Below are 22,009 nucleotides of genomic sequence, written 5' to 3'. Positions count from 1 at the left end.
CGAATGGAGTAACGGTAACGGCCAAAAGTTTGAATGTCCCGGGTATCGAGAATTCGATTTACTATCCGATCGTGCGGCAGAACGCCCTGTACCACTCGGAGGACCTGGTCCGGGTGGCGGCGTGGCAGGCACTCCGGTCGAGCGAGGGCGAGCCGGCCCTGCGGGAGTTCGTCCGGAGCGGGTTCTCCGCGGCCAGGAAGCGCGCCGAGGACTACAACGCGCGCAACAAGGAGTTCGCGCGCCGGGTCATGAACAACTACAGCGCGCAGTACTCGCCGAACGTGCACGCCGAGGCCACGGCCGCGTACAAGGGCAGTTCCGCTCAGCAGGAGCAGTTTTTCCGAACCGGGTTCGCCGCGGCGAAAGCGCTCGACGACGCCGCCCGCGAGGCCGATGAGCAGCACAAACAGCAAATCCTCGAAGAAGATCGGGCCTTCGTGCGCTTGCTGGCGGAGTTCGATCCGGGTGAGCAGGTGCGTCTTGCCGCCCAGTACGCGTTGCGCGCAGGAGGCACGGACAGCCACCTTCGGGCGTTCTTCGCCTCCGAGTGGATGGCGGCGTCCGCCACGGACATCGAGATCTTCCGGATCCGTACCCAGGAGGCCGGGGTCCGCTTCTACGCCCTGATCCCGCAACTGATCGCCGATGCCGAGGAAGCCGAGCGCGAGGCGCTCGCGGCCGAAGGCGCGGCGGCGGAACAGGCGCGGGCCGTCGCGGCCCGAGCGTGGGCCACCACCAGGGAGAAGGCCGACGAGGCCCGTGCGGTCTGGGAGAGCGAGGCGCTGGCCTGCGCCGAGCAGGCGCGGTACTGGCGCACGGTGATCGAGCGGGCCAACGCCAGTGTCGACCCGGTCTGGGCGATGATCGCCGCGAAGGCGGACAAGAACCGGGGCAACTGGGCCGCCGACGGCACTTTCGCGGATGGGCAGACCCAGTACTGGGCGAGTGTCGAAAGGCATGCGAAAGAGCATCGGGACCAAATGTCTCCCGCAGGCTGAGGCGGACAACTTTTCACTGGTTGGCGAATTTCGTCTTCAGCGTTGATTGAAGACGTTCAGATATTCAACATCAACCGCGAATCAGATTATTTCCGATAAGCGGGACGAGCTGGCGTGTGCGGACGCTCGTCCCGCTTACACCGGTGCCCGGAAATTGTTTCCATGTTCTTCCGGTGCGCGATTTCGCCGATTTCACGACCTTTCGACTACTGGGTTTCGACTACTGGGGAGTGGTGTGCCATGAAGAGGAAGACGCGACGTGTGAGACGGGGGCCGCTGGCCTCGAGATGGTGTCGTGGCGCGGTCGTGCTGACCGTGTCCACGGCGTTGGTCGTCTCGGGTGCGGGGTTGGAGATCGCCTCGGCCGCGCCCGCGGTCCCGGCGGTCGCGGCCACCGGGCAGGCACCCGCTCAGCCACCGGCCTCGACGGCGCCGCCCGGTCCGGCGGCAGCGGCGGCAACCGATCCGGAAGAGGAAGCGCTTCTGCGGCAGCTGCAGCTGGATCTGCTCGCCGACATCGCCGCACTGGACGAGGACGACGAAGTCCGGGTGGCGGCCCGGGAGGCCAGGAAGAAGGCCGAAGCCGGGGACGACGCGGCCATCTCGGCGTTCTTCGATCACGGGCATCAGGAAGCCAAAACGCGGGCGAAACAGCGTAAGGAAGAGGCGGACAACCGCAACCGCAAGGTGATCGAGTCGCTGGTGGGTACCGGTGGCCCGGCCTTCAACGCCGCCGTCGACCGTGCGCTGCGAGGCAACGCCTACGACCGCGTGAACTTCCTGGCCTTCGGGCGGGACATCGCCGCGGAGCAGGACCGCCGGGCCGGTGCCTACGAGAAGGAGCTCCGTGACCGGCGGCGGGCGCATGTGCAGGTCGCCGCGGACCGGGGGACGCCGGAGGTCTCCGCGGCCGCCAAGGCGGCGCTGGCCCAGGGTGACGCCGCGATCGAGGAATACCTCAAGACCGGGTACTTGGCCGCGGCCAAGCGCGACGCGGATGCCCGAGAGCGTCAGCTCTCCGAACTGGAGAAGCAGCGCAAGGAAGCCGAAGCGAACTCGGAACTGGCACAGCGGATCGCGCGGGTCATGCGAGCGCGCCAACAGTTGTTGGCCGCACACGCCGACGGGGTCCGGTCGCTGGAGCGGACCGCCAACGACATGACGCTGGCGGCGAACGCGTCACGGGAAGCGGCGCGAACGCTGGCCGCCGACCAGGCCGGGCACACCTATCATCCCGAGCTGTATCAGCGGGCGAAGGACGAGGTGGCCCGCTTCGTCCGTGACGCGCGGACCGACGCGCAGCAGGCCCAGTCCGCCGCCGCGCTGGCGAGTGCTCAAGTGGACATCCTGGTGCAGAACCAGATGCCGCACGGCACGCAGTGGGCGAAGGTGGTCCAGGGCATGGCCGCCGCGGCGAGCGCCGCTAAACAGGCCGCCGAAACCGCGGCGCACGCGATCGACGCGATCTCCGCCGACGCCGCGGCCACCGACGCCGCGGAGAAGGCCGAGGCTCGGGAAGAGAACGCCCGGCGCTGGCGCGAAAACGCCCAGTCCCACGCCGCCGCGGCGGAGCGGTTGGCTCAGGCGGCTCGTGAGCAGGCCGCGGCGGCAGCTCAGGCGGCGGCACAGGCACAGCAGGCGAAGACCGACGCGGAAACCGCGCTGCAGAACGCCAGAGCGCACGCCGCGAAGGTCAAGCAGGCGCGGACGGACGCTGAACGCGAACGTGACCTGGCCGGCGCCAAGCGGCAGGAAGCCGAGCAGTGGCGTGACCAGGCCGCGCGCAAGAGGCAGGAGGCCGAGGCGAAGCAGCAGGAAGCCGCGAGCGAGCGCGACAAGGCCAAGCGTGAGGCGGGCATCGCCCAGCAGAAACGGCAGGAGGCCGAAGCGCAGCAGCGGATAGCTTCCGAGAAGCGCGTCGCCGCGCAGGGACAGGAGCAGATCGCCGGCGACGCCGCCAAGGAGGCGCGGCGACTCGAACAGGTCGCGGCCGACATCGACCACAACGCCGGTATCGAGGAGAGCAAGGCCCACCAGGCCAGGGAAGACGCCGCCAGGCTGCGGCAGTCGGCCGAGACGACGGCGAAGAAGGCACAGGCACTCGAACAGCTGGCCGCACGAGCCGAGAGCGCGTCGGAGGTCCTCCAAGAGGACAAGCAGAAGGTGCGTGCCGCGGCGACACAGGCTCGGACCGAGGCGAACACGGCCAGGGACGCCGCACAGTCAGCGGATGGCCTCGCCACCCAAGCCGGGCAGGCCGCGGCGACAGCGCGTGCGGCGGCGACGGACTCACAGGCGGCCGCCGGCCGGTCGCGCGCGCACGCGGATCGAGCGCTGGCCGCGGCGTCGCAGGCTCGTGCGGCGGCGCGGGAAGCCGAGGTAGCGGCGGAGAAGTCACGTGCGGCCGCGGACGAAGCGCAGGCAGCGGCCGCACGGGCCGACGAGGCGGCGGCACGCGCCGAGCGCGAAGCCGCCGCGGTTCACGCGGAGGCGCTGAAGGCGCGCGCGGCGGCGGAAGAGGCGACGGCGGCAGAATCGCGTGCCGCCGAGAACGCCCGTAACGCGGCGAATCTGGCGCAACAGGCGGCGGTGGAGTCGGAGCGCGCACTCGGCTCCGCGCACCGCACCCAAGAAGAGGCCAACGCGGCCGCGGCGGAGGCCGCGACCGCCGCGACCCAGGCCGGCATCGCCACCCGCGCGGCCGTCGCCGCGGGGTTGTCGGGGTCCGGGATCGCCGCTCCCGCCGACCAGGCGATCAACCTGGTCAGCCCCTTCACCGGAGATGACCTCGACGCCGACTTCGTGCTGATGGTGGCCAACCGGGCGAAGGACGTCGGTGACACCCAGGTGCGGGCCGCGCAGGCCGCCGCGACCGACGCGGCGGCTCAGGCGGATCGCGCGGCCCAGGCGGCCAGGAACGCCGGGCTCGAGGTGAGGCCCGCGTTCGAGGCAGCGGCCGCGGCAGCCGGTTCGGCGGCCGACGCGGCACGCTCCGCGGCGGCCGCCCAGCAGTCCGCGGCGGAGGCGGCCGTGTCCGCCGCTGCCGCCAGGAAGGCGTCGGCCGAGGCCGACGTCGTCGACGCCGACGCGCAGGCCGACGCCAAGGCCGCACGCGCGGCTGCCGACCAGGCCGCGGCGGACGCGGCTCTGGCAGGCCGGGCGGCGGACAAGGCGGCGGCGGACGCGGCGGCGGCTCGGAAGGCCGCCGACGACGCCACTCGCGCGGCGAACGAAGCCGTCGCCGCGGCCGACCGGGCACAGCAAGCCGCCGCCGCGGCCCAGCAGGCGGCGGCGCAGGCCCAGCGTGACGCCGACGCGGCACGCACGTCGGCGAACCGGGCCGCGGATCACGCTCGTGACGCCGATTCCGCGGCCACCAACGCCGAGAAGTACGCGAAGAACGTGGAGGACCGGGCGGCGAACGCCGAGGCGGACGCCAAGGCGATCCAGGACCAGCTGGCCGAAATGCAGGAGCAGCTCCGGCAGGAGGAAGAGGCACGGGAGCGCGCGGAGGCCGAACAGGCCATCACCGACGACAGCGAGGTTCCCGCGCTGACGCAGGAGGAAGAAGAACTGCTGCGCGCGGAAAAGGGTCAGGCGGGCGTCGACGAGTACAACCGTGCCCGCGCCGACGCGAACAGGGACCTGATGGGACTGATCGTCGACGAGGGCGGTCAGGTCATTCTCGACCTGATCGGCTACACCGACGCGAAACGGTGCTTCATGGAAGGCGACTTCATCTCCTGCGTGATGACCGCCATCAACGCGTTGCCGATTCTCAAGATCGCGTCGGTGCTGCGGAAGATCCCGGACGCGGTCGGTGCCACCGTGCGGATCGTGAAGGGCATCCGCACCTTCAAGGACGTGAAGATGCTCGGCCGTCGCATCGCCGACAACCTGCGTGACCTGATCAGGCAGCTCAAGGGATGCAAGAAGCCGGGCCTCGCCGCCGCGGCCGCCGCCCCGCCCGCGTGCGAGGTCGTCGACAGGGAAGCGCTGCGCAAGAAAATGGAGGACGAACACAAGAACCAGCCCGCGGTCAATCCGCAACCGGGAGAGAAGCTCAGCACCATCGCGCGGCAGCGGGAAGTCGAAGGCTGCTTCAAGAGCGTGATCCCGGCCAACATTTCGTTCAACTACCCCATGGAGGACTTCACCTGGCTCGGCAAAGCCGCCAAGCGGGCGACCGGTGGCATCGTCTGCGCGAACCAGACGACAGGGCGATCAGGAGATCCGCAGGCTCCGGTCGGGCATCCTGAACCCCCGCGCACCCTGAACGGTACGCCGGTGCAGAAGGGGCACCTGGTCGCGGCGAGGCTGCATGGTTCCATGTTGGTGGACAACATCGTCACCCAGTGGCGGACGGTCAACCTCTCGGACGTCAAGGTGGTGGAGAACGCGGTGGGGGACATGCTGAACCGGCATCCCAACCGGGATGTCTCGGTGATCTACGAGGTACACGTGCAGTACCCGAGCGCCACAGCGGCGATGCCGCGGTGGATCTTCATCGAGGCGATCGCTTCCAATGGCGCGAAGTGCTTCGCCAAGATCGAGAACATCCCCACCGGTAACCTCGTGAAGGAAACGTGCCCCGCGTTCCGGACGGTCTGACGGCGACCTGGAGAAGAGATGACAGACGCATCGAAACGGTCGTACGTGGAGGAGATCTGCGAGCTCGTCGGGTGGCGAGCGGGGGACTTCCGACCCGAGCTGGACTGGACCACCGTCGAACGCGAACTGGGAACACCGCTTCCCGGCGACTACAAGGAGTTGCTCACTCGTTTCCCCTCTGGAGGCTTTCGTGAGGTGATCGAATTCTTGAACCCCAGCGAGAGCATCGAGAAGTGCGCGAACGTCAAGCGAGACAACATCGGGCTGCTGGAGATCTTCGGCGACGAAGACCTCGACTACCTCAAAGGCGTTCCGTACCGGCTGTTCCCGGAACCGGGCGGGCTCTATCCCTGGGGGGCCAACGGTGCGGGGGGAACGTTCTGGTGGATCCGCGACTCGCCCGACCCGGACGAGTGGGGGGTCGCCTACAACAACCGTGACTACTGGCACGAGGCTCATCCCGGGCCGATGACGAAGGTCATCCAGGAGCTGCTGGTGAGTAGCGGAGAGGACAACATCCTCGGCTGGGACATGTCCGGTAAGCCGGTGAACTTCGATGGTTATTGGGGGGATCGCTACATCTCCCACCCTGGCTGAGTGACCCTGGCGAGGAAGTCAAGTCCGTGAAGGCCTCCTTGCCTGCTGTCAGGGTCAGGGTTCCGGCGAAGTCGCAGAGCTGCTGTTCTGGTGGGCTGGTGGCGCGTTCGCGGTGAGGGGTGTGTGGATTCAGGGACGTTGAACGTCCCTGAATCCACACACCCCTCACGAGCGGTGACACTTACGTGCCACCGGCCGTAGCGAGTGAGCATGATCGGGTCGGCGGAAAGGGTTGAGTGACGAAGCCGCGCGCATTACCCCAACGGGCGTTTGGGTCTCGGCTCACCTGACCGGCGACTTTGCCGGGACGCTGGCTCTCAAGGTAGGGAAGGAGGCCTTCACGGATGGCTTAGCAGTAAAGCGTCGGCATCAACCCCTGTGATCCCCGGCCGCGAGAAGTCGGCTACTTGTGGCCCGAGATGTTTCCGGTGGGGTGTTTCGGCCTGGCAAATCGTCGCATGAGTGGTCTTTCATAGTACTGGTAAACCAGCGTGGATATCACCTGCACGATCATTATGTAGACGATCGCGAACAAGATGGCGGCCCACGGGGTGTGAATGAAGTCCGCAACCATTTGCCAGGTGATCAGAAGGACCGGGAAATGGATGATGTAGAGGGCATAGGAGGCCTCTCCGAGGAAGACCACGGTGGGTCGCGTAAGCGACCCTGACCGGCCGTCGATGTCTCGGATGGCCAAACCCGCGATGATCAGGGTAAGCGGAACGGCGCAGGCCGCTCCGAAGAGGTATTGCGGGGGGAGCAGAGGAGTCGCGAGGAAGGACATGGTGAGCAGGGCGGCCGTGCTCCAACGAGGCAGCGTGGGCCAGCGGCCTACCTGGATGAGGCGCGCGGTGACGATGCCGAGCGCGAACTCCATCAGCCTGACCGGGGGGAAGACGTAAATGAACCAGAGGCTGTATTCGTTCATCTTCAGCCACTTGTACGGTTCGGGTGCTTCCGGGCCACTGATCGTCATGGCCACCAAGGGCAAGGTGACGACGATGATCGCGAGGGTGGCCCAGAGTTGACGTAGTCGGCTTACCGGAATTTTTTTGACGCCGACTACAAGGAGAGGGAATAGCGCGTAGAAGAACACTTCGGCCGAAATCGACCAGGCGGGGGAATTGAAACCGGCGAAGACGGTGACGTCCGGGATCCAGTTTTGCACGAGGAAAAAGCCGGTGACTCCGGCGAGCACGCTGTGGCCCGGCAACGTGATCGCTGCCGAGGTGGCGATCGCGACGACGACGTGGACCACACTCAAGGTCCAGGCGAGTGTGTGATTGGGAAAGATCTTCCAGAAGCGACGGCGCCAGAAAGCGGTGGTGCGATCCTCGGGCGTATTGACCCAGGTGAGGACGAAGCCGGACAGGATGAAGAAGCCGCTGACGGCGGCGGTCGATGCCAACTCGATGAAACCGTGGACCTGCTGCAACGGGCCCCCGAAGGCGATGAGGACGTAGGTCGCGTGGGACAGCAGGACGGAAAGAGCGAGGACGAATCGCAGACCTGTCAGCGACGGAAGACGGATCGGTCGAACTTCGCGCATTTGCGGCTCCCCCGTCGGCACCCGGGCGGTTGTCGTCGTGTCGGCTCGCCCCACTCTCGAATAGCCAGGTCGAGAGCGGCTGAAGTCCGGGGCAACGCCTGTTCGACCCGGGTTCGAGGAGGCGTGGCTAGGTTGCGGAACGGGACCCGCGCGGCTGGGGAGGTCGGCGCCGGGCGTGGTGGTCATCCGGCGATAGGGGCAAAGCATTGGATACGACGTTGCCACATCCGAAGTGGCGTCTTCCGCTGCTCGGCGACCTGCTGGGGGTCTCCGCCGACCGCCAGATCGAGCACGCGGTGAAATTGGCTCGCCAACTCGGGCCGATCTACGTGCGCAAGATCTTCAACCAGCACATCGTCTTCGTATCCGGTGCCGACCTGGTCACCGAGCTCGTCGACGAAGAGCGCTTCGTCAAGCACGTCGCGCCGACGATCGTGGCGCTGCGCCCGATGATGGCCGATGGGCTGTTCACCGCCTACAACGACGAGCCGAATTTGCACCTCGGCTATGAAGTGCTGCGGCCGGCCTTCAGCCAGGCGGCCATGCGGCGGTATCACGAGACCATGCTCGATGTGACACGGCAACTGCTGGCGCATTGGGACATGGGCGCGGTGGCGGACGTGGTCGGCGACATGACCAAGACGACCCTGGAGATCATCGGCCGCACCGGCTTCGGCTACTCGTTCGATTCGTTCCGGCGGATTACGCCGCATCCCTTCGTCGCGGCCATGATCAGGGCGCTGATCCACGCCCAGCGGTCCCTCTTCCGCCCGCCGGTGATCGGCAACATCACCGGGTGGCGGGCAGACCGGCGCAACGCGGCCGACATCGCCTACCTGAACTCCGTGGTCGATCAGGTCATCGAGTCCCGTTCGGGTGCGGAGAACGACGACATGCTGGCGCTCATGCTGAACTCGCCCCTGGACAAGGTCAACATCCGCCATCAGATCATCACCTTCCTCTCCGGAGGTCATGAGACCACCGCCGGCGCACTGGCCTTCGCGCTGTACTTTTTGGCGGAACACCCGGAAGTCGCGGCCCGCGCCCGGGACGAAGTGGACAGCGTGTGGGGTGAGGACGAGCCCACCTTCGAACAGGTCGCCAAACTCCGTTATGTCCGCCGGATCGTGGACGAAGCGTTGCGGCTGTGGCCCACTGCACCGGCCTTCGCCCGGGAGGCGCGCGTCGACACGGTGGTAGGCGACCGCTTACGGATGCGGGCAGGTGATTGGGTCGTGGTGCTTACCGCCGCGCTGCAACGGGACCCCGCGGTATGGGGGCCGGACGCCGACGAATTCGACCCTGACCATTTCTCCACCGAGGCGGTCAAGGGACGGCCGAAACACGCGTTCATGCCCTTCGGCACCGGTATGCGGGCGTGCATCGGCCGCCAGTTCGCGTTGCACGAAGCCGTTTTGGTCCTTGGCATGGTGCTGCGTCGCTATGACCTGCGGCCTCAGCCTGATTACCGGCTGCGTGTGCGGGAACTGCTCACCCTCAAGCCCGAAGGCTTCTTCCTCACCCCGGTCCGCAGATGAGCGAGCGGCCGGTTCACCGCGCCGGCAGTACCCGTTCCCGCACGAAGGCGGCGGTCAGGCGCCGTATCGCCTTGGCCGCGGTCAAACGCAGCACCCTCGCGTCGGTTCGGGTGGCGGCGAGCATCTTCGCCGCCAGCCACGGTGCCACCACCTCCACCGGTTCCGCGAGGACCCGGTAGTACTGCCGCTGGCGCTCGCCCCGCAGGTCAGCGGTGGCGATACCCGACTCGGTCACCAGATCCGTCAGCACCAGACCCGGATCGACCACCCCGACGCGTACCGGTGTGTGCGCCGTCTCGACCAGCAGCGCCCGATGCAGGTAGTCAAGGGCGCGCTTCGTACATCCATACGTCGCCATTCCCCGCGAAACCCGGGCGTTGCTGCCGAAACCAAGGGTGTTCCAGACGAATCCGTGAGACTGGTTCACCATGCCCGCGATGGCCACCGCACTGCCATGCAGCGAACCGGCGAGGTTGACCGTGATCACCTCGTCGATACCCGTCGACGGGGCTTCCCAGAGCAACTGCGGGCGCATCGCGGCGCCGGCGTTGTTCACCCAGTGGTCCACGACGCCGAACTCGTCCACTGTGCGATCCCACAGACGCTGCAGATCTTCCCGGCGCGTGACGTCTGCGGCCATCCCGAGTACGCCGGGTCCGATGCTCGCCGCGGCGGCCCGCGCCGATCGCTCGTCGCGTCCACAGAGCGCCACACGCGCACCCGCCGCCACGAAGGCCTGCGCGAGCGCGTATCCGATCCCCCGGGTACCACCGGTCAAGACGACAGCCATACGACACCCTTTCCTCGGCTGGTGGAGGCGGGCTGAAACCCGGATGGAGGCCGGGTCCGCCGGTCTCATCCCGGCAACCGCAGATTCCTCTTCGTCAGCCAGGCGTTCAGGCGCAGCGCCAGTTCCATCTCATTACGGCTCAACCGGGGCGCGTCCGGCCCCATGGGATCGGCATGCAGCGCTTGGACGAGGTCCTCGTCCACAAGAGGGCGCACCGGCGCGTCCGGATCCGTGTGCAGCTTGCCGACGGCGGTGCGCAACGCCCGGTCGTACCCGGCGTCTCGGGTGAGCGGATATCCGGACTTGCGACGCTCTCGCACGGAGCCGGGGAGCAGATCGCCTGCCGCGGCCCGCAGGAGGCTCTTCTCCCGGCCATCGAAGGTCTGCATCGACCAAGGGGCCGCGAAAACGTATTCGACCAGCGCCCGGTCACAGAACGGGGTGCGGATGTCGAGGCCGATGGCGGCGCCGAATCGGTGAGCTCGTTCCAACTGCTCCGGCAGGAATCGGGTCAGGAACAGCTGGACGACCAACCGCATCCTGGTGTCCGGGCGGGTATCCCGACGATCGCCGACGAACTCGTCGGCTGCCGTGCGATACTGCTCAGCGCGGAAGCCCGGCACGTCCAGCTCGGTGAACGCGCGACCGAAGAGCGGCTGGACGACCATGTCCGTCGTGGGTGTCCAGGGGAAGTCCTCAGCCAGCGCCCATTGCGGATGATGGAACCACGGGAAGCCGCCGAAGAGCTCATCCGCGCCCTCGCCGCCTAGGACAGCGTCGGCCGCTTGACGGACCCGTCGATACAGCGAGTACATCGACGGCTCGACGTCGGCGAGGATGGTGGGCGCCTCGAGCAGGTCCACGAGCGTGTCCCACAGATCGGTGGCGGTGAGAGCGGCCGCTTCCAGGATCACGTCGGTGTGCCGGGAGCCGATGTGCGCGGCCATATCGCGCACATACGGGCTGTCCGGTGCGGGCCGGGCGATATGGGGCTGGTAGCCGGTCTCATAGCCGGGATAGTCGACCGCGAAGGTCGCGATCGCGGCACGCGCTTGCTGGGCGTACAGCGCGGCGAGCGTACTGGAATCCAGTCCACCGGAGAGCAAACTGGCCACTGTGCCGCCGTTCGTGCGGCGCCGGACCGCCTGTGCCAGCAGTTCGCGGGTCTGCCCGACGGTGGTGGCCAGGTCGTCGGGATGTCCAGCGCTGCCGTCCAGCCGCCAGTGCCGACGTTCCTGATCGCCGTCGCGGCTGAACCGCAGGGCGTGTCCCGCACGAACCTCCCGAACCCCCGCGTACGGGGTGTCGCCCGGGACCGCGATCCCCGCCAGCATTTGCCGCACGCCATCGGTGGTCAGCCGGGCCGGCACGGCGGGATGGTTGAGGACCGCGTCCAGGCTGGACGCGAAGACGACGCCGTCAGGCGTGCGGTAGTAGTAGAGGGGCCTGGTGCCGAGTGCGTCTCGGACAAGGGTCAAGTGCTCCCGATGGTCGTCCCAAACCGCCAGGGCGTAGTCACCATCGAGCGAGCCGGGCAGGTCGTCGGCTCCCCGTACGCAAGCATCGAGCACCAATCCCGCGTCATCATCGAACGACGCCGTGCCCGGCCCGGCGCTGCAACGGCCGAGCAAAGCGGCGACCAGCCCCGCGCGTGCGGGCCGGCCGGACGCCAAGGCCCGCGATGAATCTGGTTCGGCCGCATGTCCCCGAACCCCGATGACCGCATGCGGCCCTGCCCAGAATCGGTCGTCGCTTGGCCGTGGGCCGGGCCGGGCGGCCAGCATGCGGAGGGCGACCGCGCGCTCCACGACCGCGGTGAAGCAGACGTAACCTACGAGTTCGGTCATGGTCGGCCCTTCTGCCGTCGGCGCCGCCCGCGCCATGCCGGGCCGTCGGACGGCCTCCCGGGGAGTGGACGGAATCCGGATCTGACCTGACCACGCTCGAAGCAACGCCGAAAACCGGTCGACTCTCGGCCCGCACCGCCGGGGAAAAGCGGACGGACCACCCAATCCAGGAGTTCTCGACCCGATTCCGACCGGCTGGTCCCTATCGTTGCACCTCAACAAACAATCGCAGGGGGAATCGTGGACGCCTCGCTGAAGGAGCCACTGGAGTATCCATTCGCTTTTGACGGCTTACGGTTGCCGCCGGAATTCGGCGAACTACGACGGCAGGCGCCGATCACGCGGGTGGTGTTACCCACCGGCGGGCAGGCGTGGTTGGTCACCCGGCACGCCGATGCGCACGCGGTGCTCAGCGACGCGCGGTTCAGCCGGGCGGCGGCCGAGTCGCCATGGGCGACGAAACTGGGACCGTTCACCCCGAGCACACACAGTTTGCTGGGAATGGATCCGCCGGAGCACACGAAGCTCCGGCGGCTGGTGTCGCGGGCGTTCCAACCACAACGGGTGGCATCGTTGCGGCCGTTGATGCAGACGGCCGCCGAGACGTTGCTGAAGCAGCTGCGACAGCAGGACGGGCCGGTGGACCTGTTGGCGACCTTCGCGTTGCCGTTCGCCACCACCGCCGTCTTCCAGTTGCTGGGGGTGCCGGAGGCCGACAGCGGTCCCTTGCACGTGTGGACGCCGGTGTTGTTCAACTCCCGAGCCGCCGGCGACGCGGACCCCTTCGAGGAGCTGATCCGCTACCTTCGGGTGATCATCGAGAAAATGCGGCGTGACGGCGTGCAAGACGGCGTGATCGGATCCTTGATCGCCGCGCGGGACCAGCAGGGGCAGCTGTCCGAGGACGAGCTGATCCATTTCGTCCTGCTCCTGATCACCGCCGGACACCGCAGTACGGCCAACGCCATCGCGACCGGGATGTTGAATCTGCTACGCCGCCCGGAGTTGTTCGCACGACTGCACACCGACCGCGAACTGATTCCGAACGCGCTCGAGGAACTTCTGCGCTACAACGTGCACAACGCCCTCGGCGCGTTGCCGCGGGTGGCGGTCGTCGACGTGGAGCTCGGCGGGGTCACCATCCGCGCCAGGGAGACCGTGCTGGTCTCCCTTGGCTCGGCCAACCACGACGAGGATGTCTTCCCCGGCGCCGAAACCGTCGACATCGAACGCGATACGAAGATGCACCTGGCGTTCGGGCATGGTGCTCATTTCTGCATCGGCGCGTCGTTCGCGCGGCTCGAGACCGAGGTCGCGCTTGAGTGCATTCTCCGGCTGCTGCCGTCCACCCTGCGGTTGGCCGTGCCCGCCGAGCAGGTGCCGATTCACCAGTTGCTGGTCGGGTACGCCTTGGCGGAGTTGCCGGTGGTGTGGTGACAGTCGGAATTCGCGGAGTCACCACACCACCCGATTGTCCACTGTGGTCGGCCGAGGAGGCGTTGAAGCTCGCAAATGAGCCTGACCGCCCCTCGAGGACCTACCCGACGAGCGGTCAGTGCTGCCGGGGCTGGTCGCGCCACCAGCGCTGACCGGCTTCGGGCAGCGTGGAGATCGGGTCGTAGTAGGGGTAGCGACGCTGCAAGGCTTCGGGGTCCTCGTGCTCGATCCCGATGCGGTAGTTCTTGGTCCAGTAGGAAATGCCCAGCTCACGGTCGTACTCGGCGAGCTGGTGCACCCATCGTTTCCCGACGTAGGGCACGTCGCAGACGATCCGCGGCGTCGCGTAGCCCGGCCGGTAGCCCATGATCGCGTGCTGCAGTTCCTGTGCCTCGTGCACGGAAACCCGCCAGTGTTCGGCGTTGGGGATCATGTCGCACATGTAGAAGCTTGGCGCGGGCAGGAACCTGAGTGCCGACTTTCCTGCCGTTTTAGCTGCTGCGAACGTCCACAATAGATCTCTGAGCCGAATCTGGGCCCGCGGTGGCGGTCAGGCAGTACAGCGAGATGTCGGTGAGCATCCGGTCGTCACTGATCGGCGAACGAGGGTCCGTCCACTTGGGTCGATCGTTGCTGCGATCCGCCTCGTGCCGCGGCTGCCTGCCTTGTGGTCGCGTTGCAGGCTCAGCTCAAGTCTGGCTCCACTGAGCAGCATCCCATGTGGGCATGGGTACTGACGTGCTAGTACAAAGTTGATCGGTGACGATAGGTCAGCCGGTAAGGCTGTTCAGCGCCACCTCGGCGTAATGGGGCCAGGCCTGGGCATGGCTGCTGGGGATCGCGACCCAGTCCTTGAAGGGGCGGTGTTTGCCGGACGGGTCGAATAGTTCGGCACCAGGAAGAGCCAGGGCCTCAGTGTGCGCGGGGCGCCCGGCGCCTAGTCGGAAGGCGAGCAGGTCGCCCTTGAGGCAAGCAAACGCCTTGCCGTGGGCTTTGAGGGCACGCTTGCCGAACATCGTGCCTGCGGTGGCGCCCCTCACGGCGAGGTCGGCGGCGATCGCGTCGAGGTGGTCATCGGAGGTCATGTGGCCGGTCCTTGCATTGGGTGGGCGAGCTGGTTACGTCGGCGGGTGAGATATTCGCGCTCAGTGTCGTTGCCGACCAGACCGAGGGCTTCGTCGTAGGCGACGGCGGCCTCTGCCCTGCGGTCCAGACGTCGCAGCAAGTCGGCGCGGGCGGCGGGCAGCAGGTGGGTCGTGGCGAGGTGGCCAGCGTTCTGGAGCTGATCTAACAGGCGAAGCCCGGCGGCGGGACCATCGGCCATGGCGACGGCGATCGCCCGATTCAGCTCGACCATCGGTGAGGGCGCGACACCTGCGAGCAGCCCGTAGAGGGCGGTTATCTGCGGCCAATCGGTCGTGTCGCTACTGGGGGCGTCGGCATGGACGGCAGCGATGGCGGCCTGCAGGGCATAGGTCCCCGGCGGCCGGGTCTGGAGTGCTTCTCGGACGAGGTGGCGTCCCTGGTTGATCAGATCCCGGTCCCAGAGGGCCCGGTCCTGCTCCTCAAGGGTGATCAGGTGTCCGTCGGCGTCGAGGCGAGCCGGACGTCGTGCGTCGACCAGCAGCATCAGCGCGAGCAGGGCGGTGGCCTCAGCCTCATCGGGAAGGAGGTGGTGCAGGGCTTCGGCCAGGTGGATCGCCTCGTTGCACAGTTCGGGTCGGATCTGCGCAGGGCCGCAGGTCGCCGCGTAGCCCTCAGTGAACAGCAGATAAAGGACGGCCAAGACCGCTGGCAATCGTTGTCGCAGTTCCTCGCCTGAAGGGACACGGTATGGGATGGCGGCGTCGCGGATCTTGCGTTTCGCGCGCACGACCCGCTGCGAGATCGTGACATCGCTTGTCAGAAAGAGGCGGGCAACCGCGGCATTGGTTAGCCCGGCCAGACAGCGCAAGGTGAGAGCCACCTGGGCGGACAGGGCCAGCACAGGATGGCAACAGGTGAAGAACAACCGCAGCCGCTCGTCGGGGATATCGGCTTCGTCCGGATCAGGCGGTGCGAGAGTCTGAGCTATGTCGACCTCTGGATACAAGCGAGGAAGTTTGGTGGCGAGGACTTTCTCTCGGCGGATCCGGTCGATCGCCCCGTTACGGGCCACTGTGGTCAACCAAGCGGCCGGATGATCCGGTATCCCTGATCCTGGCCAATGCCGGACCGCTTGCAGACAGGCATCGGCGAGGGCCTCCTCGGCGACGTCGAGATCCCCGAGGAAGGCCACCAGGCGGGCCAGGACTCTGCCGTGCTCAGCCCGGAAGATCCCATCGAGACCCTCGCCGTCCGTCACGTCGGCATCACCGGACGCACTTCGACCGTGCCGTGGCTCGCCCCTGGACACCGGGCCGCCCACTCCAGCGCCTCATCCAGATTCGCGCAGTCCAAGACGAAGAAACCACCCAACTGCTCACGGGCCTCCGCGAAAGGCCCGTCGGTGACCAGACGTTGATCCGCCCGAACTACGACTGTGGTCGCGGTGGCGGAGGGCTGAAGCTTCTTGCCGCCCCGCATCACAGCAGCCTGCGCAACGGCGGCGGCGTACTCCTCGTATTCCCGGCCGAGCTTGGCCCAGTCGACATCGCCGTCCTTGGATTCATCCCGATAGATCAGCACCAAATACTCCATGCTCAGGCCCTTTCTCCAACTATCATCGAGCACGACCCAGGCAGGCCGCTCGCCGAGGGAGACGAACAGCGCACTCGAAATCGACACTCCTGGCCGCTGAGACGCCGTGACGCCTGCCACTCGCTCGTAGCGATCACGGCATCAGCGTCCCTGGTGCCCCGCCAGGCTCGGGTTCCCTGGGCGGCACCTCACAACGAGCTCAGTCGAGCCAGAGGGTGCCGGGTCATGAAACGAATATGGAGTTGTCAAACGTCAACGTGCAACCGGGGCAGCACGGACATTTCAGGCAGGCTGATTCAGAGTCGACCTGGCCTGGGAAACTTTCTCGACAGCCACGGCGGCCGCCTGGCCCGTGCAGCACAGCCGGACAACGGACACGTCACAAACCAGCGCCATAACTCGGCCTCGTAGCCCATGACGTGCCGGTAGGGCCGTCCCTGGGTGAGCTCGGCGATGACGGTATCCAAGGGCCAGGCCTTGAAATGCTGGCTGCTTCTCTGCACTAAGCAAGCCGACGCGCCGCAGCAGCCGTCAGCCTGCCTGCAGCTACTCGTCCTACTCCTGAACGATCGTCAGGTTCGGACGCTGGAGCGTTGACAAGGAACATTCGAACCCCGATCGGCATGCCGCCCGACTCGGCGAACGCCTGTGGCCAACGCGCCGGCTCGTTACGGGCCGAACATCCGCTATTGCCGATGAGCGGATATCTCGCCGTCGTGCAGCAAGGCCGGGGAGGATGGCGAATCCACAACACAGCGTGGCGAGGAGCCTTCGGAAGTCATGAGGCGTGAAATGTAGCCCGCGGAATGCTGGATTCGTCTCACCAAGGCTCTGGCACTGCTTCCGCAAGTTGTTCAGGATGGTGGCTGTGCTGGTCACCTTGCGGACGCCACCGATCTGCCGCTGGAACAAGAACGGCATCGGCGCGGTCCACACCCGCTCATGGCCGTCATAGCGCGGTATCGACGGGATCGGGCCGTGCGCGGTTTGCCGCATGACGATCATCGCGATGACGTGGAACAACTCCGCGGACATGGGGATCACGCGCTCCCGGTCGGTCTTCGACGGGGTGATGACCAGCAGCGCGATCACCTCGCCGTTGGGGCGCTGGTACTGGCGGATGCTGGTGTGCGCCAACTCCACCAACTCCTCGACACGCACCCCGCTGTGCCTCAGGACCTCCACGTAAGCCCAGTCCCAGAAAGCGACCTCCTCCTCGTCGGCCTAGGCCCGTTAAGCACGCCGCTGACAAATGCCTGGTTTGATACTGCACACGAGCTCGGGCGCCTTCGCGGCGAGCGGATGGAACGGGCAATTTCGCAGCCGAAGGCAATCCGGGGCCATTTCGTATGGCGCGAAGTCGTGGCGTTCGACGATGGTCGAGCTGAGGGTCTGCGCTCGCTCCGTGCCCAGGCGTCCGGGCCGTGCGAGATCGCGTTTCGTGGCGTCGAGGCCTTCGCCATGGCGACGAGCGGTGTGGATCGCAGCGTCGCGGGCGGTCTCGCCGTCACTTCGTCGAGGACGGCGTCGAGCAGGATGTGGGCGAGGATGTCGTGCTGGCGGGGCGGGATTCTCACCTGCACTTTCAGGTCGGACGGCTCATGGACTCTTCGGAGCGCGCGCCCGACCTACCGGATGTCTCCGCCGAACTCGTAGCGGGTCAGCCGCAGTCCGGCGGCGACCAGCGTGTCCGGGTGGAATGCGGCCAGATTGCGGGAGATTCCGACCGTCTCGGCGGCCTCGACGCGGCTGGTCGGGAGCTGGGCCTGCCAGATGTGGCTGTACATGCCCCGCCGCGGCGGATCGCCCAGCGCGGCGAGCGCACTGATCGGCTCCTGGTCCGTGGCGGCAGGCTAACGCCGACTTGTGTAGCTGTAACTCCGATCGGGTGTCGCTCACCTGCACGGCTTGACCCCTGCTGCGAGTAAGACCAAACTTTATTGGCGAAAAGGAGTTCATCATGACGCATGATCCAGAGCAGGCGAAGCGGCCAGTGAGCGCCGCGCTGGCCGGCCCGTACGGGCACCCGCTCCACCCGATGCTGGTGACCGTCCCGATCGGCGCGTGGGTCTCCAGCCTGGCGTTCGACGTCGCGTCGCTGATCGTGGACGATCCTGGGTTTCTTACCCGCGGATCGGTCTGGCTGATCGCGCTCGGTGTCGTCGGCGCGCTCGCCGCGGCCGTGGTCGGAGCCCTCGACCTGTTCGCGATCCCGTCCGGTACGCGAGCGTTCCGGACCGGGCTGACGCATATGGGCCTCAATCTTGCGGTCACCGCCGCCTACACCGTCGGCTTCTTCTGGCGCCGGGCCGCCTCGGACGAGGCCGGGCCGGTCGGCATCGGCCCGCTCGTGCTTTCCGCGGCCGCGTTCGTCGCACTCGCCGTGTCGGGCTACCTCGGCGGCAAGCTGGCGTACCGCTACGGCGTCCGCGTCGCCGCCGAGTCCACTCAGGCGGAGGGCTTCACGGCCTGAAAGTCCGTTGCCATCACCACATCGAGGAGACAGAACATGGACATCGCCGCGCTGGTCGCCTGGCTGGTCACCGCCGTGGGCGGTTTCGTCATGCTGGGCACCTGGATCGCCAAAGGCGGCACCCGGGAACCGGAACGCAGCAAATTCTCGACGGGGCTGGTCTTCGGCCACTTCGCCCTCGCCGCGGCCGGATTGGTGCTGTGGATCGTGTACCTGTTCGCGGGCTCGGCGGTGCTGGCGTGGATCGCGTTCGTCTTGCTCGTGCCGATCGCCTTGCTGGGGTTCACGATGTTCGCTCGCTGGTTGCCCGGCCACCGGTCCGGCGCCGCGGCTCCCGAGCAGCACTTCCCCGTAGTCGTGGTCGCGGCACACGGACTGGTCGCGGTCGCGACCGTGGTCCTGGTGCTGCTCGCCGCCCTGGGCGTCGGCGGCAGCTGACCCGTATCCGGTGACCCGACCCTTGAGGAGCCGATAAGTGGAACCGCCGACGTTTGTGATCATCGGTGCCGGCCTTGCCGGCGCGAAGACCACGGAAGCTTTACGCGACAAGGGGTTCGACGGGCGGATCGTACTGCTCGGCGACGAGGAGCAGCGTCCGTACGAACGGCCGCCGCTGTCGAAGGACATACTCATCGGGAAAGCTGGGCCCGACACCGCCTTCGTGCACGACGAGGGCTGGTACTCCGAGCACGAGGTCGACCTGCGGCTCGGTGCCCGCGTCACCGCGATCCATCGCGCGGCTCACGAGGTCGAGCTCGCCGACGGCACCCGGGTCGGCTACACCAAGCTGCTGCTGACGACTGGCGCCGAACCCCGCGTCCTACCGGGCGGGGAGGACGCGCTCACGCTGCGCCGCCTCGGCGACTCCGAGCGCCTGCGGCAAGTATTGGCGACGGGGTCCCGGCTCGCCGTGGTCGGCGCCGGGTGGATCGGTCTCGAAGTCGCGGCGGCGGCCAGGCAGGCCGGTCTCGACGTGACCGTGCTGGAAGCGCTCGAGCTGCCACTGCTGCCCGCGTTGGGGCCCGAGGTGGCCAGGGTGTTCGCGGACCTGCACACCGCACACGCAGGTGCCGTACGCGCAGTCTTTCGAAAGGTGCCGCAACGCCTGCTCAGCCTTCTGCATGCGCAAGTCTCGCGATCACTTCCGGTGTCAAAACGAGCATCTGCCCGGCCGATTCCGGCAGCCCGAGCGCTTCCGCGACTCGATGCATCACCGGCACCGTGTTCCGCACCACGTCCTGGCGAGCCGGGAAGTCCTCACGCTTCCCCTTCACGACGAAGAGGTTGACCTGCCGACCGCGGACACCGTCGTCACCACGTGCCGCGACGGCGACCTTCCGGGCAGCCGTCGCCACCGACTCGACATCCGCCGACTCGAGGAACAACCAGATCACGACGTTCGTGTTCGTCGGCAGACCCGGATGCTGAACCTCGACCAACGCGCCAGTGACCCCCGGCACCGCGGAGAGACGCGTCTCGAAACCCGCTGTATCGACCTCGGCGGACCGTGACGCGCAGCCCGCCAACGCCAGGGTTGCCCACAACACGCACACGACGACCCTGATCGTGACCTTCACCCTCGTCCTTCCCATCGGCACCGATCTCCCAGTACTTGACCCCATGTCCGTGTGCGGTAGTCAAGCGCCTCGGCCTTGGCTCGCGACTGCCGCCCTCGCTGACGCCACCCGGCGTTCGCCACGGACACAGCATTGAGCGTTCACGGCGGAGGACGTCGTCTATGGCCACGCTCGCTGTGGTCAGCGCCGCGGAAGCCGAGGCGTGCCGGCGGCGACCCAGCGCATCGTCGGCGGCATCAGTGCCAGCAGGAGCGTCGCGGCCGCGGCGACCAGGACCACGGCGAACGGCCAGACGTTGTCGGTGATCGGGGTCAATCCGCTGTACGAGACGGCGGAGCGCGAGCTGATCCACGGCACGAGCAGGGCCAGGCCGGAGAATCCGAGTGCAATCCCCGCTCCGATCGCGGTGAGCACCCGTCCAGGGCCTTTGCGCTGGAGCAGCAGGATTCCTCCGCTCGAGAGGAGCGCCATGGCGACGAGATCGGTCACCGCGGCGATCGTCAGGAACACGGGAGCGGCGCCGGAGAGATCAGTGCGGGGGGTGATGGCTCTGGGGGCGATGGCTCCGACGGCGAGCACATAAAGGGAAAGGACGAGCTCGATGATGTGGAGCGCGGCAGCTGCCAGGAACCCGAGTCCGCCGAGAACCGCCAGGACCCCGGCGGCGATCCCGGTCGCGCCTTTCGGCTGTGCCGTCGCTTCCGGCAACGGATGGTGCTCGAGTGTCATCACATTCCAGGTCGGGGTGGTTGCCGTGCATGGAGTTCGATCATCCTGTCGGCCTGAGGACCTGAGCTCAGCCACCACGGCGTAACCATCGCGGGGGGTGAAGCAGATTGCTACCGCCTCGATCGTTCGTCAGGGCAGGCTCGCGAACTGCTCCTTCGTCGCCGTGGTGACGGCAGGCACGTTCGTCGAAGGCCCGACAGCAGGCCGGCTGCCGCAGGGAGTCGGGCGTGCCGTTCGGCGAACTGGGATTTCCGTGCGCGGTGGGCAGAGACGTAGCGAGCCAGTCGACGGTCGTCAGCAGGCCTTGACGATGACCGAGTGAGCTTTGCTGCCGAGGTCGAGAATCTTCACGTTCCGGTTACCCGCGGGCACGCGAACCTGATAGGTGCCGGGTTGGACAGGGTATCCGAAGTAGCTTCCCGCCGGGGCGGCACTGGTGCCCGCGATCATCGAGCCGTCGGTGCGGTGGATCGTGGTGGAGACCGCTTTGCCGCAGTTGTTGGAGATGTAGATCTTGCCCTGGGTCGCGGCGGAGGCGGATCCTGCGCAGAGCACCGAGACGGCTAGCCCTGTGCTGGCCAGAATGGCGAGAACGCGCCTGGTAGTCGTCATGGTGGCTCCTACGGTGATCGGGTCGGGGCGGTCACAAGTTACTGGCATGCGCATCCAGGTTCTGTCAGTCGAACAGACCACACCACCACGAGACAGCCGGTGATGTTCGTCTCGTCGGTGGGCGTTGAGGTCCCGGATGTACCTGAAGCGCACTCTCATGCCGCGAAGAGGACCTTCGGGCAGGCGGCTGGACCAGCCAACGCTGCCCGATCGCCCGTAGCTGCCCAACAGGCCGAAGAAATGCCAGGAGTTTGAGACTGATCATGGTGACGTCGTCGTGAGACAACGGAGAACGCCCAGGTCGCACGAGATCGACATGTCACGAGCGACGAGAACCTACAGTGGAGAACTTTGGAGGTGCCGATCCGGCCAGGTTCAGGAGCGCCGACACGATGCCCGTGGGGGCATGACCTCGCGGTCGGCGGAGTGCGGCAGGGCTGGTCGCAGGATTATCGGGCGCCGGAATGGCTGTGCGAGGCTTGTTATGCCCTTCCAGGCAGGGACGGGGTGTGGGCGTTGATCGACCCCGCTCCGTCAAGGCAGATAGGTGAGGATCAGGTCGACGAATACGG

At 67.1% G+C, this 22,009-nt stretch carries 17 protein-coding genes and 3 pseudogenes; 8 read left to right on the top strand and 12 right to left on the bottom strand.

Annotated features, from left to right (window positions below; all coding sequences use genetic code 11):
- The first annotated feature begins 71 nt into the window (after positions 1 to 71).
- The 3 genes from AVL48_RS10130 (at position 72) to AVL48_RS10120 (ending at position 6,206) form a co-directional block, all read left to right on the top strand.
- Entirely contained in the window at positions 72 to 998 is a 927-nt protein-coding gene (locus tag AVL48_RS10130) for a hypothetical protein (protein ID WP_061987578.1), read from the top strand.
- Between the two features lie 306 nt (positions 999 to 1,304).
- Positions 1,305 to 5,609, top strand: a complete 4,305-nt coding sequence (locus AVL48_RS10125; protein ID WP_063054097.1) for a DNA/RNA non-specific endonuclease — start codon at positions 1,305 to 1,307, stop codon at positions 5,607 to 5,609.
- A gap of 18 nt (positions 5,610 to 5,627) precedes the next feature.
- On the top strand, positions 5,628 to 6,206 hold the full coding sequence (locus AVL48_RS10120) for an SMI1/KNR4 family protein (RefSeq protein ID WP_061990456.1): 579 nt from the start codon (positions 5,628 to 5,630) through the stop codon (positions 6,204 to 6,206).
- 403 nt (positions 6,207 to 6,609) lie between these two features.
- Here AVL48_RS10120 and AVL48_RS10115 read toward each other — a convergent pair whose 3' ends face one another.
- Entirely contained in the window at positions 6,610 to 7,755 is a 1,146-nt protein-coding gene (locus AVL48_RS10115) for an acyltransferase family protein (RefSeq protein ID WP_061990315.1), read from the bottom strand.
- Between the two features lie 218 nt (positions 7,756 to 7,973).
- Between AVL48_RS10115 and AVL48_RS10110 the strand changes: the two genes are divergently transcribed.
- Positions 7,974 to 9,293, top strand: coding sequence for a cytochrome P450 (locus AVL48_RS10110; RefSeq protein WP_244162676.1), 1,320 nt, complete (start codon positions 7,974 to 7,976; stop codon positions 9,291 to 9,293).
- 13 nt (positions 9,294 to 9,306) lie between these two features.
- Here AVL48_RS10110 and AVL48_RS10105 read toward each other — a convergent pair whose 3' ends face one another.
- Together AVL48_RS10105 and AVL48_RS10100 are read right to left on the bottom strand one after the other, a co-directional pair.
- Positions 9,307 to 10,083, bottom strand: a complete 777-nt coding sequence (locus AVL48_RS10105; RefSeq protein ID WP_061990309.1) for an SDR family oxidoreductase — start codon at positions 10,081 to 10,083, stop codon at positions 9,307 to 9,309.
- Positions 10,084 to 10,148: 65 nt separating this feature from the next.
- Positions 10,149 to 11,930, bottom strand: a complete 1,782-nt coding sequence (locus AVL48_RS10100; protein WP_061990307.1) for an asparagine synthetase B family protein — start codon at positions 11,928 to 11,930, stop codon at positions 10,149 to 10,151.
- A 240-nt stretch (positions 11,931 to 12,170) separates the two neighbouring features.
- Here AVL48_RS10100 and AVL48_RS10095 point away from each other — a divergent pair, with 240 nt between their 5' ends.
- Positions 12,171 to 13,367: a cytochrome P450 gene (locus AVL48_RS10095; RefSeq protein WP_063816618.1), complete on the top strand. Its 1,197-nt coding sequence runs from the start codon at positions 12,171 to 12,173 to the stop codon at positions 13,365 to 13,367.
- 115 nt (positions 13,368 to 13,482) lie between these two features.
- On the opposite strand, the pseudogene AVL48_RS10090 reads toward AVL48_RS10095, so the two are convergent.
- The 6 genes and pseudogenes from AVL48_RS10090 to AVL48_RS38980 form a co-directional block, all read right to left on the bottom strand.
- Positions 13,483 to 13,815 (bottom strand): annotated as a pseudogene (locus AVL48_RS10090) (lysine 2,3-aminomutase); the annotation flags it as partial.
- A 322-nt stretch (positions 13,816 to 14,137) separates the two neighbouring features.
- Positions 14,138 to 14,452 (bottom strand): hypothetical protein, encoded by a 315-nt coding sequence (locus tag AVL48_RS10085; protein ID WP_061990301.1) that lies wholly within the window; start codon positions 14,450 to 14,452, stop codon positions 14,138 to 14,140.
- Positions 14,449 to 15,711 carry an RNA polymerase sigma factor gene (locus AVL48_RS10080; RefSeq protein ID WP_061990300.1) on the bottom strand — a complete coding sequence of 421 codons (1,263 nt, stop codon included), beginning with the start codon at positions 15,709 to 15,711 and terminating at the stop codon, positions 14,449 to 14,451. Before AVL48_RS10080 ends, AVL48_RS10085 begins: the two co-directional genes overlap by 4 nt.
- Positions 15,708 to 16,133 carry a YciI family protein gene (locus AVL48_RS10075; RefSeq protein WP_425266139.1) on the bottom strand — a complete coding sequence of 142 codons (426 nt, stop codon included), beginning with the start codon at positions 16,131 to 16,133 and terminating at the stop codon, positions 15,708 to 15,710. The genes AVL48_RS10080 and AVL48_RS10075 overlap by 4 nt, the downstream gene beginning before the upstream one ends.
- 468 nt (positions 16,134 to 16,601) lie before the next feature.
- Positions 16,602 to 17,243: pseudogene (locus AVL48_RS10070) on the bottom strand (tyrosine-type recombinase/integrase); the annotation flags it as partial.
- A 431-nt stretch (positions 17,244 to 17,674) separates the two neighbouring features.
- Positions 17,675 to 17,833, bottom strand: a complete 159-nt coding sequence (locus tag AVL48_RS38980; RefSeq protein ID WP_156515765.1) for a hypothetical protein — start codon at positions 17,831 to 17,833, stop codon at positions 17,675 to 17,677.
- Between the two features lie 173 nt (positions 17,834 to 18,006).
- Here AVL48_RS38980 and AVL48_RS10065 point away from each other — a divergent pair, with 173 nt between their 5' ends.
- The 3 genes and pseudogenes from AVL48_RS10065 to AVL48_RS38175 all read left to right on the top strand — a co-directional run.
- The gene (locus AVL48_RS10065; RefSeq protein WP_061990296.1) at positions 18,007 to 18,519 is read left to right on the top strand and encodes a DUF2231 domain-containing protein; all 513 of its coding nucleotides are present in this window, start codon (positions 18,007 to 18,009) and stop codon (positions 18,517 to 18,519) included.
- 36 nt (positions 18,520 to 18,555) lie between these two features.
- On the top strand, positions 18,556 to 18,957 hold the full coding sequence (locus AVL48_RS10060) for a hypothetical protein (protein ID WP_061990294.1): 402 nt from the start codon (positions 18,556 to 18,558) through the stop codon (positions 18,955 to 18,957).
- A gap of 37 nt (positions 18,958 to 18,994) precedes the next feature.
- Positions 18,995 to 19,522, top strand: a pseudogene (locus AVL48_RS38175) (NAD(P)/FAD-dependent oxidoreductase); the annotation flags it as partial.
- A 106-nt stretch (positions 19,523 to 19,628) separates the two neighbouring features.
- Here AVL48_RS38175 and AVL48_RS39500 read toward each other — a convergent pair.
- The 3 genes from AVL48_RS39500 to AVL48_RS10035 all read right to left on the bottom strand — a co-directional run bounded on the left by AVL48_RS39500 (position 19,629) and on the right by AVL48_RS10035 (position 21,437).
- Positions 19,629 to 20,096, bottom strand: a complete 468-nt coding sequence (locus tag AVL48_RS39500; protein ID WP_061990288.1) for a hypothetical protein — start codon at positions 20,094 to 20,096, stop codon at positions 19,629 to 19,631.
- A 180-nt stretch (positions 20,097 to 20,276) separates the two neighbouring features.
- Entirely contained in the window at positions 20,277 to 20,825 is a 549-nt protein-coding gene (locus tag AVL48_RS10040) for a hypothetical protein (RefSeq protein WP_061990286.1), read from the bottom strand.
- A gap of 294 nt (positions 20,826 to 21,119) precedes the next feature.
- Positions 21,120 to 21,437 (bottom strand): hypothetical protein, encoded by a 318-nt coding sequence (locus AVL48_RS10035; RefSeq protein ID WP_061990284.1) that lies wholly within the window; start codon positions 21,435 to 21,437, stop codon positions 21,120 to 21,122.
- Positions 21,438 to 22,009 lie beyond the last annotated feature (572 nt).

This window comes from Amycolatopsis regifaucium, assembly GCF_001613935.1.
Taxonomy (GTDB): domain Bacteria; phylum Actinomycetota; class Actinomycetes; order Mycobacteriales; family Pseudonocardiaceae; genus Amycolatopsis; species Amycolatopsis regifaucium.
Note: the sequence above shows the minus strand (reverse complement) of the source record. Positions and strands in the feature narration are given on the sequence as shown.